Source organism: Streptomyces sp. JLBG701, assembly GCF_058544905.1.
In genome coordinates, this window is record NZ_CM178588.1 from 10,180,334 (window position 1) to 10,194,260 (window position 13,927).

Genomic DNA, 13,927 nt, shown 5'->3' on the forward strand with positions numbered 1-13,927 from the left:
GCACGTTCGGGATCGGTAATCTCCGCTTTGCCCGGCGTTTGCGGGGCCGGGAAACTCTGTTGCACCGCACGACCAGCATCGCTCACGATGCCTGCATGAGCACGACGGGGGAGCTCGCGCACAGCAGGGTCCGGCGCGGGACGGAGACGGCCGCGCGGGCCGTGACCATGGCGCCCACGGGGGTGGCGCCATGAGCGCGCGCCTGCGCGGTATCGCCCGCGAGACCGAGCGGATCGTGGCGGCGGGGACGTACCGCGCGTCCGACGGCCACGAGGTGTCCGTCGCCGCGGCGGTCGAGGCCGCGCGGGCGGGTACGCGGATGTACGGGCCGGGTCCGGTGCAGGTGCCGTCGACCCCTCCCGTGGACACGTTGTTCGAGGTCACGGGCGAGAGCAGCCTGGAGGCCGCCCGCCGCCTGGCCGGTCCGGTGGCCGTCCTGAACTTCTCCTCGGCCCGCAATCCCGGCGGCGGCTATCTCAACGGAGCCCAGGCCCAGGAGGAGGCCCTGTGCCGCGCCTCCGCGCTGTACACGTGCCTGCTGGGGGCCCGCGAGTTCTACGACCACCACCGCGCCCATCGCGACCCGTTCTACACGGACCGTGTCATCCACTCACCCGCCGTGCCCGTCTTCCGCGACGAAAGCGGCCGGCCGCTGGACGAGCCGTACACCGCCGGCTTTCTGACCTCGGCCGCGCCGAACGCCGGAGTCGTCCTGCGTACGGCGCCGGAGCGCGCCGCCGAACTGCCGGGAGCCTTGGCGACACGGGCCGAGCGGGTACTGGAGGTGGCCGCGACGCACGGCTACCGACGGCTGGTGCTGGGTGCCTGGGGCTGCGGGGTGTTCCGTAACGACCCGGGTCAGGTGGCCGGCGCGTTCCGGGGCCTGCTGGTCGAAGGCAGGTTTGCGGCACATTTCGAGCACGTCGTGTTCGCGGTACTGGACCGCACGCCCCGGACGAAAACGCGGGCAGCTTTCCAGCAGGCGTTCGCGCAGACGAGCGCCCCTCAGGGGCGCGGGGAACTGCGCGACCGGCCACAGACCACCCGCACACTGCCCGCAGCCTTGCTCACCGCCACCCGTACCGCTCCCGAAGCCGATGCACCACGGAGTTGAAACGCATCCGGTCCAGCGCACACGCCTCCCGCCGCATGCCCTCCTCATGCAGCCGCAGCACCCGGTCCACATCGACCCACGAGTCCCGCCCCGTCCGATCCCACGGCCCGTTCCCGATCGCCACCCACTCGCGGTCGCCGTCGTGCCGCTTGCTGGACAACTGCACGGCGAGCAGCGTTCCAGCGGCCTCGCGGGCGACGACGAGCACCGGCCGGTCCTTGCCGCGGCCATCGTTCTCCTCAAAGGGCACCCAGGTCCAGACGATCTCGCCGGGATCAGGATCGCCGTCGTGCGCGGGCGAGTACTCCGTGCGGACGGGACCCACCTTGCGGGGGTCGGCCTCGGTCGTAGCGGTGGGGCCATAGCGGCCGCGTACGTCATCGGTGGGTGCGCTCACGCGACTCACAGTAGAGGGTGAGGGTGGGCCCCCGGCAACGAGGGCCCACCGTCGTTCAGTTCTCCCTCAGTTCTCCTTCTTGTCCACCGGAACCCGCTGGGCGGGCGGGTTCGTGGCCCCGTTCAGGGGCGAAGTCCCGCCCGCGCTCTGCCCGTTCTGGTTCATCGAGGCGAGCAGTTGGCGCGCGAGGCCGAGCCCCGTGCCGCCCATGGTGAGCGCCTTGGCGAGCATGTCCGCCATGCCGTCGGCGCCGTTGAGGACCACCATGTTGTCGACGTTGCCGAACGCGGACGCGCCGGCCCTGACGATCTCCGGCCAGTTCTCGGCGAGTTGCTGGGCGACGACCGCTTCCTGGTTCTCGGCGAGGGCGGCGGCCCGCGCCTTGATCGCCTCCGCCTCGGCGAGGCCCTGCGCCTTGGTCGCCTCGGCCTGAGCGAGGCCCTTCGCCTGCGCGGCGGCGGCCTCGGCCTCACCGGTCGCCCGGGTCGACGTGGCGGCCGCGGCACCGCGTGCCTTGGTCGCCTCGGCCTCGGCGCCCGCGGCCGTCTTGACCCGGGTCGCCTCGGCGGCGGCCGCGAGCTCCGTCTCCTTCGCCTTGGCCTGCGCCGCCGAGATCCGCACGTCGCGCTCGGCCTCGGCCAGCGTGCGCTTCTCGTACGCCTTCGCGTCCGCGGGCTTGCGGACGTCGGCCTGGAGCTGCTGTTCGCGCCGGTGCGCCTCCAGTTCGGCGACGCGGGTCTCCTGGACGACGACCTCCTGCCGGGCGGCGGCGTCGGCGAGCGGACCGGCCTGGCGCGATTTGGCCCCCGCCTTGTCCCGCTCGGCCTGGTAGCCGGCCTGGAGGATCTCGCTGTCCCGGGTGGCCTCCGCCATCCGCGCGAACGACGCCTGCTCGGCCTCGGTGGCCAGCCGGTTCGCCTCGGCCTGCGCGATCCGCGCGTCCCGCTGGACGGCGGCGGCGTGCGGCATGGCGAGGTTCTTGATGTACCCGGTCGGGTCCTCGATCTCGTGGATCTGCAGCGAGTCGACGATCAGGCCGAGCTTCTCCATCTCGGTGCCGCACGCGGCCCGGGTCTGCCCGGTGAGCTTCTCCCGGTCGCGGATCATGTCCTCGACCGTCAACCCGCCGACGATGGACCGCAGATGACCGGCGAACACGTTGTGCACCCGCTCCGACATCATCTTCTGCTGGTCCAGGAAACGGCGGCCCGCGTTCGCGATCGACACGAAGTCGTCGCCCACCTTGAAGATGACCACGCCCCGCACCTTCAGCGGAATGCCCTGGGTGGTCACGCAGTCCACCAGCAACTCGGTCTCGTTCAGGTCGAGCGAGAGTTTGCGCACCGCCTGCACGCCGGGCATGACCAGCGTGCCGCGCCCCGTGACGATGCGGAATCCCATGCCCTCCTCAAGGCCCTCGGTCCTGTGCTTGGAGCCGGAGATGATCAGTGCCTCGTTCGGTTCCGCGACACGCCACATCATCTTGAACAGACCGATCAGAACGAGGACGGCGACAACCGCCACCCCCGCAACGACGCCGACAACCATCGGCATACGCCCCCTTTTGATGGTGCCCTTTCGGCACCGAACGAAGGGAGTGTGCGCCTGTCCGGGCCCGGGGAGAAGACGTCGGCGGATCCTTGTCACAACCTTGACGCATACGGCTCTCACCTGCGCCGGGGCGGGCTCAACTGTCGTATGCGGAGGTGACGTAGACCGTCCTCGGCGGCAGGTACTCCACGACCATCACCACCGTGCCCGACTCGATGCGGTCGGTGCCGGTGGCGGGATAGGCGAGGAAGTGTTCGGCCCCGCCACGCACGCGGACGATCACCTCGCCGACGAGCCCGGGCCCGATCGTCCCGGTGACCCGCCCCATGAGCCCGACCATCGACGCATCGTCCATGGTCACAGCCTACGGGCCGAACCCGCTTACGCGGCCGGTGAATCCGAGGCTGCTCGCCGCTGCGGCCACAGCTCGTGCCAGCGCAGATCCGTTTCCAACTGGGCGGCCAGGGAGATCAGCAGGGGCTCGCTGTCGGCTGGGCCGAGGAGTTGGGCCCCGACGGGCAGGCCGCCGTCGACGAAACCCGCGGGGACGTTGACACCGGGCCAGCCCAGCACGTTCCACGGCCAGGCGTAGGGACAGGCGGCGATCATCGCGCGGTCGGTGGCCAGACCGCCCAGGTTCAGCATCGAGCCGACGAGCGGCGGGGGAGCGGCCGTCGTCGGCGCGAGGATCACGTCGTACGACTCGAAGAAGCCGCCGATGCGCCGGTGCAGGGTCGCCTCGGCGCGCCGGGCCGCCCGCAGCGGGGCCCCGCCGAGCAGCCGGCCGAGCTTGGCGGCGTCACGGGTGCGCCGGTCCAGGAGCGCGGGGTGCGGTGCCTCGCCGACCCGCTCGGCGAGTCCTACGGTGGCGCGGGGGATGAAGGTCAGCCCGATCTGGCCGTACGGGGGATCGGCCTCCTCGACCGTGTGCCCCAACGCGCTGAGCCTTTCAGCGAGTTGGAGGACCCGGGCCCGAACCTCGGGCCGCAGCCGGGCGGGCAGCGCGGTGAACGGCGGCTTGAGGGAGAGCGCGACGCGTAGTCGGCCGGGGTCGCGTCGCGCGGCCTCGGACGCGTTCACGGCCGGCGGCCGGTGCGGGTCCCGTTCGTGGTTGCCGCTCGCCGCGTCCAGGAGCAGGGCCGCGTCCGCGACCGTACGGGCCAGGGTGCCGTTGACCGTGATGCCCTGGAAGGACTCGCCGCGGGGCCAGGTCGAAATGCGGCCGCGCTGCGGCTTGATGCCGATCAGATGCGTCCAGGAGGCCGGGATACGGACCGAACCGGCGCCGTCCGAACCGAGGGCGCCCGGCACAAGCCCCGCCGCCACCGCGGCCGCCGAACCACCGGACGAACCGCCGGGCGTGTGCTCGGCGCTCCACGGATTGCGGGTCGCGCCGAAGGCGGGCCCCTCGGTGAAGGGCCACTGCCCGAACTCGCAGGTGTTCGTCTTGCCCACGATCACGGCCCCGGCCGCGCGCAGCCGCCGTACGGCCTCTCCGTCCGCGGCGAGCGGCGGGAACTGCCCCTCGCAGCCGAAAGCGGTCGGCTCGCCCGCCACGTCCATATCGTCCTTGACGGCGACCGGCACGCCCAGCAGCGGGCGGCGTACTCCGGCGGCCAGTTCCCTGTCCGCCGCGTCGGCCTCGGCGAGCGCGGCCTCGGTCCGTACGACCCGGAAGGCGTTGAGGGATCCCTGGCTCGCCTCGATCCGGGCCAGGGCCTCCTCGACGAGTGCCCGCGAGGTCACCTCGCCGTCGGCCAGCGCACGAGCGGACTCCGCGAGTCCGGTGGAACGGTCGGCAGTCATACGGGACACCTCCGTCGGACCCCGTCGGCATGTTCTCTACCGAACGGTAACGTCCGGCGGGGCGGTGCGATACCGGATGTCGAATTTGCCGTGCGGGGGCGGAAGTTCACAGGTCCCATGCATGTCGGAAGTGTTGACGTGAGCACGACCCGCCTCTACGGTCTGACCGATTTACCGAACTGTGTTCGTGATATCGAACATGGAGAGCCGTCGGTTGGATCGTTCAAGGAGCCGCACGTGACCAGACACCTTCCCGCGCCCTCCCGCCGCACCCTGCTGCGCGCGATGGCCGCCCTGCCCGCCTCGGCGCTCGTCCTGGGCGAGGTGCCCGGGCTGCTCGGCACGGCCCTGGCGGCCGCACCGCCGAGCGGCTCCGCCACCCGCTACACCATCGTGCCGTTCCTCAACAGCAACGACGGCACGGTCAACGTCTACCAGTCCGCCGACGCCACGGACTTCCAGCTCCTCCAGGCGTCCGCCTACACGCCACCCAGCAACCGGATCCGCGACGCCAGCATCTTCAAGCACACCAACGGCTACTACTACATCACCTACACCACGCACACCTGGCAGGACGTCAGCACCACGATCGGCTTCGCCCGCAGCTCCGACCGCGTCAACTGGACCTTCCTGTACGACTACACGGTCCCGATCACCAACCTCTCCCGCGCCTGGGCCCCGGAGTGGTTCGTCGACAGCGACGGCAGCGTGAACGTCATCGTGTCCTGCTCCGTCACCAGCGACGAGTGGATCTTCACCCCGTATCTCCTGAAGGCCTCCAACTCGGCGCTCACCGCGTGGAGTTCACCGGTCGCCCTGTCCGGCATCGGCAGCAACCACATCGACACGTTCATCGTGAAGGTCGGCTCGACCTACCACGCCTTCACGAAGAACGAGACGACCAAGTACATCGAGTACGGCACCGCTTCGAGCCTCACCGGCCCCTACACGATCACGAAGACCGGAGACTGGGCCGGCTGGGGCAGCTACCGAGAAGGCCCCGCACTGGTCCAACTCGACAACGGCGGCCGGCGGTTGTTCTTCGACGGCTACGGCGACGGCTATTACTACTACAGCGACAGCTACGACACCTTCGCCACCTGGTCCACGCCGACGGCCCTGCCCGTTGTCTCCGGAACGGCACGCCACTTCACCGTCATCAAGGAGACCGTCTCCGGCGGACCGAGCCTCGCGACCGGCGTCACGCGGTCCTTCCAGTCCGCCAACTACACCACCCGCTACTGGCAGGAGCAGTCCGCCCTGCTCAACCTCCCCGTGGTGACCAGCTCCAGCACCACCGCCGAGAAGCAGGCGTCCACCTTCACGATCGTAGCCGGACTCGCCGACTCCAACGGCTTCTCCTTCCGCGACTCGGCCGGCAACTACCTTCGCCACTACGACTACCGCGGCCGCTTCGACACCAACGACGGCACGACGACGTTCGCGAAGGACGCCACGTTCATCGCCCGCACCGGCTCGACCAGCGGCTCGATTCGCTTCGAGTCGTACAACTACCCCGGCTATTACCTCCGCCACTACAACTACCAACTCCGCCTGGACCGTACGGACGGGACGGCGCTGTTCCGCCAGGACAGTTCGTTCACGCCGGTGACCGCCTGGGGCTGAGCTGCGCATCTGCTGACCTGGGCCGTCCCGGCGTCGAGTATCAGTCCGTCCGCCGCACGGCCCAGGTCTTCACTGCCGCCAGTGCCGCGGTGATCACGGCCATCAGGGGCACGGCCGCAGAGGTCCAGGCCGCGGCCAGTACCAGAATCGCGGCCCCGGGCGAGGCCGCGACGGCGAAGCCGCGCAGGGGCGGGCCCACGCGCAGCCACCAGACGGTCGCGATCCAGGTGGCTAGGGGTATGCCGACGGCCAGGCCCCGCTGAAGGTGTGTGACGTGCGCATGGTCGGTGAGGGCGTCGACGGCGACGGCGAGTCCGGCGCCGATCGCCGCGGTCGAGGCGAAGACGAGGTAGTGGCCGTAGCCCCAGATGATCGTCGTGGGCATGGAGCGCAGCATGCGCTGGGTGGTCCGGTCGAAGTAGAGCCACCACAGGCTGAAGACGAGCAGCAGTCCGCTGCCGGCCAGGACCAGCAGGCCGGCGTCGGTGCCGCCGCGCGAGTCGGCCGCGGTCTGCACGGCGATGGTCGCTGCCAGCACCGCCTCGCCGAGCACGATCATGGTGAACAGCCCGAACCGCTCGGTGATGTGCTCCGGGTGAAAGGTCGTCACCCGCGCCCGCTCGCCCCAGATCGGGACCAGCAACTCGCCCACGGCCACTGCCAGCCCGACATAGAGGTACGTCGGCGCAGACCCCGAACTGGCCCCCGTCGGCCTCGGGTTGAGTGCGGGCGACGCGGCATGGGTGCTGTTCGGCGTGGCCGCTCTGTTGGTCAGCGCGCCGGTCCTCGTGCTGTTCCACGAGAGCGTCATGGGACTTCTGGTCTCGGTGGGCTTCCTCGCTGTGGGGGTCTTCGCCGGGGCCGAGGCACCGTCGGCCGTGCTGGCGTCCAAGGCGTGAGCGTCCCGAGATCCCGTACGCGGGCCGCCGCAGCCCGGGTACGGAAGCTCGCCGCTCTAGAGCCCGAGCACCCGCTCGGCGTTGCGGTGGAAGACGTCGGCGAGGACGTCGTCCGTGTAGCCGATCTCCTCCCACTCCCGGAAGATCCGCTCGTAGGGCAGGCTGGGGTGGTCGCTGCCGAACATGATCTTCTCGCGGAGCCGACCCCGTACGTCCTTCTTGAGCTGGTCGGGGAAGTACTTGGGCGCCCAGCCCGACAACTCCCAGAAGACATTGCCCTTGTGCAGCGCGACCGCCGTCATCTCGTCCACCCAGGGCCAGCCGGGATGGGCGGCGATGATCGTCAAGACCGGGAAGTCGGCGGCCAGATGGTCCACCGCCAGCGGGTGGGCGTGCTCGATGCGGGAGCCGAGGCCGCCCGGCATGCCGGCTCCCATGCCGGTCGTACCGACGTCGATCATCACGGCTGCGCCGAGCCCGGAGATGGTCTCGAACAACGGGTACAGCGCACGGTCGTCGACCCGGTAGCGGCCCATGATCGGGTGGAAGTGGAAGCCCAGGACCCCGAGTTCGGTGACCGCGCGCTTCGCCTCCTCGATCGCCGCCTCGCCCTTGAAGGGGTCCACCGCGCCCCAGGTGTGGATGACCCGGTCCGGGTATTTCGCGCGCAGGTCGGTGACGTAGTCGTTGGAGCATGGTGGCGCGCCGATGACGGTCTCGATGTCGAAGGCGACCAGGACCACCTCGACCCCGGCCGCGGTGAACTTGTCGACGACCTGTTCCTCGGACTCCGCGGCCCACTCCCGGCCCCAGTACTTGCCGAGGGCCTCGGCGAAGACGCCCTGCGAGTCGATCCAGGGCTGGGTGCCGGGGTAGGCGTGCAGATCGATACGGCGCACAGCGTCTCCTAGGTGGTTCGGGGGCCCGTGCGGCGGCGCGCACGGGCCCGTTCCAGGGCTTCCTTGAACGCGGGCTGGTGCAGCGAGCGCACCTGACGGTCGAACTCGACGTCGACCATCCGCCGGAAGTCGGGTTCCGCGCCGCTCTCGCACAGGCTCTCCTTGATCGTGCACGTCCTCGCGGCGCTCTCGCTGCGGCTGTAGTTCAGCGCCACGTCGAAGCCTGCCCTGGCGAAGGCCAGTGCCGAAGCGCGGCCGATGCCCCGACCCGCTCCGGTGACCAGGACAGCCCGGCGGGCCGGGGAATCCGTTGTCGTCATCGTGAGCCTCCGATCAACTCGTGGATACGCCTGCGCAGTTCGGAGAACTCCGGCAAGGCCTTCACCGCCAGCTCGTCCCGGGGTCGGGAGAAGTCGACCGTCAGTTCGGCGACGACACGGCTCGGGCGGGCGGACAGCACCACCACGCGGTCCGCCATGAAGATCGCCTCGTCGATGTCGTGGGTGATCAGCAAGGTGGTCAGCCCCAGTTCCGCACTGATCGACGCCGTCATCTCCTCCAGTGACGTACGGGTCTGCGCGTCCACGGAGGCGAACGGCTCGTCCATCAGCAGCACCCGCGGACGACGGGCGAGGGCGCGCGCGATGGCGACGCGCTGCTGCATGCCCCCGGACAGCTGCCATGGATAGTGCTCGCCGAACGTGTCGAGACCGACCCTGCCCAAGGAGTCGAGAGCCCGCTCCCGGCGGGCGGCCCGCGGCAGGTCCGTCAACCCGAACTCCACGTTCCGCCGCACCGTGAGCCACGGGAACAGACTGCGGTTGTACTCCTGGAAGACGACCGCGAGGTCGTCGGGCACTCGCTCCAACGGACGCCCCGCGTACCGCACTTCGCCCCGGTCGGAACGCAACAGCCCGGACAGGCAACGCAACAGGGTCGTCTTGCCGCAGCCGGAGGGGCCCACGACGGCGACGAACTCCCTTTCGGCCAGCGCGATCGAGACATCGCCGATCGCCTCCGTGACCGGCCCGGAGCCCTGGCCGGCGTACTGCTTGCCGAGGCCGGTGACTTCGAGCAGTGCCTGGTCGGTTCGATCCGGCACGCGCACCCCCTGCTTGGTCATCGCTCGTGCCCCTTCATGCCGTAGAACCATGCGAGTGCCCGTCGTTCGATCGCGGAGAACAGCAGGGTGAGCAGCCAGCCCAGGACGCCGAGGAGGAGGACGCCGGCGTACATCTGGTCGACGGCGTACAGGCGTTGGGAGCGCAGGATGAGGTTGCCGAGGCCCGAGGAGGAGGCGACAATCTCGCTGATCACCATCATGATCAGGGAGATCGCTAGGCCCACCCGAAGCCCCGCCACGATTTGCGGGGTGGCAGCCGGCAGCACCACCCTGCGCAGCAGATCGGCCCGGCCGCCCCGGGCGTAGACGCGGGCACTGTCGATGTAGCCGCTCTCCACCCGGCGTACCCCGTCGGTGGTGTTGAGCAGCACCGGCCAGAACGTGCCGAGGGCGATCACCGCGACGCGAGTGGTGTCGCTCGCCCCGAACACGATGATCGCCAGCGGCAGTAGCGCCGGGGGCGGCACCGCGCGCAGGAACTCCAGGGACGCCCGGCACCAGGGCTCCAGCCGGCGCGACCAGCCAAGGGTGACTCCGACGAGTACGCCCGCCATTGAGCCGAGGACGAATCCGGCGAGGGCCCGCGCGAGCGACGGCACGATGTCGTCGAGCAGGGCGGGACCGGTGAGCAGGTCCACTAGTTGGCCGACGACGACGCTGAAGGGCGCGCGTCAGACGACCGGTCGCCATCCTCCGCGTAATCCGAATCCCGGATCCGGTTCATCCATGCCGTGGATGGACTTCACCGCCCGGAGCGCGACTGGCCGATCACACGGCGAGTTCCTTGGTGATGCGGTCGAGCATGAAGGTTGAGGAATCGTGGGCGCGTTCTTCCCAGGCGAAGACGCAGGCGGTGGCCACGCCGTCGAAGTCGAGTTCGCGGAGTGTGCCGAAGAAGGCGTCCCAGTCGACCTCGCCCTGGCCGATGTCGAGGTGCTGGTGGATGCGGGCGGTGGTGCCGGGCGGATTGAGGATGTAGCGCAGGCCGCTGGAGCCCTTGTGGTTGAAGGAGTCGGCGATGTGCACGTGCTGGAGCTTGTCGCCGGCGTAGCGCATCATCGCCGCGATGTCCGCCGTCGGGTCCGCGCCCGAGAGGTGGAAGGAATGGGGCGCGCAGTAGAGGTAGTTGACCCACGGCTTGTTGATCGCGCGGACCAGATCGACGGCCGGGGTGTTCTCCTCGCAGAAGTCGTCCGGGTGGGCCTCCAGGTTGAGGGCGATGCCCTCGCGCTCGAAGACCGGGAGCAGCTCCTCCAGTGAGCGCCAGAACGCGGCCTCGCTCTCGGCGGCACGCTCGGGGCGGCCGTTGAACTCCGAGTTCATCAGCGGGCATTCGAGGTCGGCGGTGATCTCGATCATCCGCTTCCAGTAGCGGACGGCGGCCTGTCGCTCCGTCTCGTCCGGCGATGACCACTTGTAGAGCGGCAGCACGGACGACAGCTGTACGCCGTGCGTGCGCAGGGAGTTCTTGAGCTCGGCGATGCGCTCGTCGTCCGCCCGTGGGTGCAGGAAGAACGGCATGAAGTCGTCGCGCGGCGACAACTCGATGTAGTGGTAGCCGAGTTCGGCGACCGTGCGCACCATGGCGTCGATGGGCAGGGCGCGGAACATGTACGGGTCGAGGGCGATCTTCACGCGGCACCTCCGTAGAGTGCGGGCCGGGGCTTGAGGTCGGTGGCGACGACGCGGCCCGACTCCAGGGCCTCGACGGTCGCGCTGGTGATGACGGTGGCCGCGTAGCCGTCCCAGGCCGAGGGGCCGGTGGGCTCGCTGCCGGCGGCGATGCCCGCGATCCACTCGCGGAACTCGGTGTCGAAGGCGTCCGCGAAGCGTCCCACCCAGTCCGTGAGCACCTCCGTGGTGTGCTGACCGGCGCTGCGCAGGCCGACCGAGGCAGGGTCGGGCAGCCGGACCAGCCCCTCCTCGCCGACCGCCTCGCACTGGATGTCGTAGCCGTACTGGCAGTTGACGAAGACCTCCAGATCGATGCGGACGCCCTTGGCCGTCTCGAAGTACATGATCTGCGGGTCCTTGAGGTGGGCGAACCGCTTGCTCGTGGCGCGCGGGGTGACCACCTGGGTGGAGACGATCTCGTCGTCGAGCAGCCAGCGCAGCACGTCCACCTCGTGCACCGCCGTGTCCAGGGCGGCCATGGCGGACGTGTACGACTCGGGGACAGTCGGATTGCGGTGGGCGCAGTGCACGATCAGCGGCTCGCCGATCCGGCCGGAGTCGATGACCTGCTTCATCTTCCGGTACCCGACGTCGTAGCGGCGCATGAAGCCGACCTGGACCAGGCGGCGGCCGAGAGCCGTCTCGGCCTCGATGATCCTCAGGCAGTCCTCGGCGGTCGTGGCCAGCGGCTTCTCGCAGAACACCGGTTTCCCGGCGGCTATCGCGTTCAGCACGTGCTCGGCGTGGGTCGGGCCCCACGAGGTCACGAGGACGGCGTCCACATCCGGAGAAGCGATGAGAGTCGCGCCGTCGGGCAGCACCCGGGCACCGACCGGCGCCGCCGCCTCCTCGGCACGGGCGGCGTCGATGTCGGTCACCGCGGTGACGCGGGCGCCGGTGACGGTGTCAGTGAGACGCCGGATGTGCTCCTTGCCGATCCAGCCGGCGCCGATGACACCTACACGTACGGTCATGTCGTTTCCTAACTAGGCGAAGCGCGCACGGAGTTCGGCTTCGAGGGTTTCGAGGGTGCGGCCCTTGGTCTCGGGGACGTAGAGCTTGACGAAGGTGAGCGAGAAGAGTCCCGCCACCACGAAGAGGAAGAACGTGTTGGAGATCCCGATCCCGTCGACCAGGGACGGGAAGACCAGCCCGATCACGAAGTTGGTCAGCCACAGCACCACGGCCGCGACGCCCATCCCGAAACCGCGCATCCGCATCGGGAAGATCTCCGAGAGCATCAGCCAGGTCACCGGCGAGATCGCCCCCTGCTGGAAGGCGAGGAAGGTGACGGTCATCGCGAGCACGGCGTACGCCCGTCCGTCGCCGGAGGGCAGCACCAAGGGGGTTCGTTGGAGGTGAAGGCCAGCAACTGCCCGCCGACGATCATGAGTTCGTTACGGGTGACCAGTGCGCCGCGCCGTTCGGCGGGGGAGACCTCGGCGAGGTAGACGGGCACGGTGACCGAGGCGCCGCCGACCGCGAGGCCGAGCACGAAACGGGCCACGACCATGACCGCGGTGTTCGGTGCGAGGGTGCAGCCGAGTGCGCCGACGAAGAACACCACGGCGAGGACGAGGATCGTACGGCGCCTGCCGCGCGCGTCCGACAGCCGGCCGCCGGTGACCGCGCCCAGGGCGGCGCCCAGCAGGAGCGAGCTGGTGACCATGCCCTCGGTGAAGGGGGTCAGGCCCAGGTCCTCGGTCATGTAGGGCAGGGCACCGTTGATGACGCCGGTGTCGTAGCCGAAGAGGAGTCCGCCGAAGGTGGCGATGACGGTGATGAGCCGCAGCCGCCGGGAGACCGTCGGAGGCGGGGTGTCGGCAACGGGCGTATGAGGTGTCCGTGTCGTCGCCTTGTCCCTGACGTCCATGGCCGCCTCCTAGCGCGTGAGGTTCGGGCGGCGGGTTCCGGACAGGCCGCAGCCGGCCAGGTGCTCACGCGTGCTGATCGCGATGGGCAGCGGGACCTCGGGGGCGCACGGGTAGAGGTCCTGCTCGACGATGACGAACAACTCGGCGTCGAGCTTGGCTAGTTCGGCCACCACGTCGGTGGGGTTGGGCACCCCGGCAGGCGGGGAGACACAGACGCCGCGCTTGACGGCCTCGCCGAACGACAGGTCCTCCGCGGCGACTTGGGCGAGGATCGCGGGGTCCATCTGCTTGATGTGGACGTAGCCGACGCGCTCGGCGAAGCGGCGGATGAGGTCGAGGTTGTCGCCGCCGCCGTAGGCCACGTGACCGGTGTCCAGGCACAGGTTGGTGTAGCGGGAGTCGGACTCGTTGAGGAGTCGTTCGATCTCCGGCTGGGTCTGGATGTGGCTGTCGGCGTGCGGGTGGATGACGAGGCGTACGTCGTACTCGTCGAGCAGGAGCTTGCCGAGCCGGTCGGCGCTGTGGCCGAAGCCGGCCCACTGTTCGGCGGTCAACTCGGGTGGCTCGGTGAACGCGCCGGTCTTCTCGTCCCGGTACATCGGCGGGATCAGGACCAGGTGGTGGGCGCCCGCGGCGGCGGTCAGGGTCGCGACCTGGCGGACGTGGGCGAGCATCTCGTCCCAGGCCTCCGGTCGGTGCAGAGCGCCGAAGGCGGTGCCGCCGGAGACCTGGAGGCCACGGGACTCCAGCTCCTCCTTCAGCCGCTGCGGGTCGGTGGGGAGGTAGCCGTAGGGGCCGAGTTCGAGCCACTGGTAGCCGGCGGTGGCGAGTTCGTCGAGGAAGCGGGTGTGCGGTACCTGGTGGTCGTCCTCGGGGAACCAGATGCCCCAGGAGTCGGGGGCGGAGCCCAGGCAGAGGTTGCCGGCGATGGTGCGGAGCGGGGATGGCGCCGTTGCCATGGTGA

At 69.9% G+C, this 13,927-nt stretch carries 14 protein-coding genes and 1 pseudogene; 2 read left to right on the plus strand and 13 right to left on the minus strand.

Features of this window, described 5'->3' with window-relative positions:
- Window positions 1-190: 190 nt before the first annotated feature.
- On the plus strand, window positions 191-1,114 hold the full coding sequence (locus AC5DRG_RS46525; protein WP_491806354.1) for a TIGR02452 family protein: 924 nt from the start codon (window positions 191-193) through the stop codon (window positions 1,112-1,114).
- Here the strand turns inward: AC5DRG_RS46525 and AC5DRG_RS46530 are convergent.
- The 4 genes from AC5DRG_RS46530 to AC5DRG_RS46545 all read right to left on the minus strand — a co-directional run bounded on the left by AC5DRG_RS46530 (window position 1,068) and on the right by AC5DRG_RS46545 (window position 4,868).
- Window positions 1,068-1,511 (minus strand): type II toxin-antitoxin system PemK/MazF family toxin, encoded by a 444-nt coding sequence (locus AC5DRG_RS46530; protein ID WP_491806355.1) that lies wholly within the window; start codon window positions 1,509-1,511, stop codon window positions 1,068-1,070. The two genes, AC5DRG_RS46525 and AC5DRG_RS46530, sit on opposite strands and share 47 nt — an antisense overlap.
- A gap of 66 nt (window positions 1,512-1,577) precedes the next feature.
- On the minus strand, window positions 1,578-3,065 hold the full coding sequence (locus tag AC5DRG_RS46535) for an SPFH domain-containing protein (RefSeq protein ID WP_491806356.1): 1,488 nt from the start codon (window positions 3,063-3,065) through the stop codon (window positions 1,578-1,580).
- 133 nt (window positions 3,066-3,198) lie between these two features.
- Entirely contained in the window at window positions 3,199-3,417 is a 219-nt protein-coding gene (locus AC5DRG_RS46540; RefSeq protein WP_491806357.1) for an NfeD C-terminal domain-containing protein, read from the minus strand.
- A gap of 26 nt (window positions 3,418-3,443) precedes the next feature.
- Window positions 3,444-4,868, minus strand: coding sequence for an amidase (locus AC5DRG_RS46545; protein ID WP_491806358.1), 1,425 nt, complete (start codon window positions 4,866-4,868; stop codon window positions 3,444-3,446).
- 285 nt (window positions 4,869-5,153) lie between these two features.
- Between AC5DRG_RS46545 and AC5DRG_RS46550 the strand changes: the two genes are divergently transcribed.
- On the plus strand, window positions 5,154-6,494 hold the full coding sequence (locus AC5DRG_RS46550) for an AbfB domain-containing protein (protein ID WP_491813345.1): 1,341 nt from the start codon (window positions 5,154-5,156) through the stop codon (window positions 6,492-6,494).
- 40 nt (window positions 6,495-6,534) lie between these two features.
- On the opposite strand, the gene AC5DRG_RS46555 is transcribed toward AC5DRG_RS46550, so the two are convergent.
- The 9 genes and pseudogenes from AC5DRG_RS46555 to AC5DRG_RS46595 form a co-directional block, all read right to left on the minus strand.
- Window positions 6,535-7,305, minus strand: coding sequence for a low temperature requirement protein A (locus AC5DRG_RS46555; protein ID WP_491806359.1), 771 nt, complete (start codon window positions 7,303-7,305; stop codon window positions 6,535-6,537).
- A gap of 144 nt (window positions 7,306-7,449) precedes the next feature.
- Window positions 7,450-8,292: an amidohydrolase family protein gene (locus tag AC5DRG_RS46560; protein ID WP_491806360.1), complete on the minus strand. Its 843-nt coding sequence runs from the start codon at window positions 8,290-8,292 to the stop codon at window positions 7,450-7,452.
- A gap of 8 nt (window positions 8,293-8,300) precedes the next feature.
- A complete protein-coding gene (locus AC5DRG_RS46565; RefSeq protein WP_491806361.1) occupies window positions 8,301-8,612 on the minus strand; it encodes an SDR family NAD(P)-dependent oxidoreductase in 312 nt (103 codons plus the stop codon).
- Window positions 8,609-9,415 (minus strand): ABC transporter ATP-binding protein, encoded by an 807-nt coding sequence (locus AC5DRG_RS46570; protein ID WP_491806362.1) that lies wholly within the window; start codon window positions 9,413-9,415, stop codon window positions 8,609-8,611. The genes AC5DRG_RS46565 and AC5DRG_RS46570 overlap by 4 nt, the downstream gene beginning before the upstream one ends.
- Window positions 9,412-10,053: an ABC transporter permease gene (locus AC5DRG_RS46575; protein ID WP_491806363.1), complete on the minus strand. Its 642-nt coding sequence runs from the start codon at window positions 10,051-10,053 to the stop codon at window positions 9,412-9,414. The genes AC5DRG_RS46570 and AC5DRG_RS46575 overlap by 4 nt, the downstream gene beginning before the upstream one ends.
- A 130-nt stretch (window positions 10,054-10,183) precedes the next feature.
- Entirely contained in the window at window positions 10,184-11,050 is an 867-nt protein-coding gene (locus AC5DRG_RS46580) for a sugar phosphate isomerase/epimerase family protein (RefSeq protein WP_491806364.1), read from the minus strand.
- On the minus strand, window positions 11,047-12,063 hold the full coding sequence (locus AC5DRG_RS46585; protein WP_491806365.1) for a Gfo/Idh/MocA family oxidoreductase: 1,017 nt from the start codon (window positions 12,061-12,063) through the stop codon (window positions 11,047-11,049). Before AC5DRG_RS46585 ends, AC5DRG_RS46580 begins: the two co-directional genes overlap by 4 nt.
- A 12-nt stretch (window positions 12,064-12,075) precedes the next feature.
- Window positions 12,076-12,962, minus strand: a pseudogene (locus AC5DRG_RS46590) (MFS transporter).
- A gap of 9 nt (window positions 12,963-12,971) precedes the next feature.
- The gene (locus AC5DRG_RS46595) at window positions 12,972-13,922 is read right to left on the minus strand and encodes a TIM barrel protein (protein ID WP_491806366.1); all 951 of its coding nucleotides are present in this window, start codon (window positions 13,920-13,922) and stop codon (window positions 12,972-12,974) included.
- Between the last annotated feature and the right edge of the window lie 5 nt (window positions 13,923-13,927).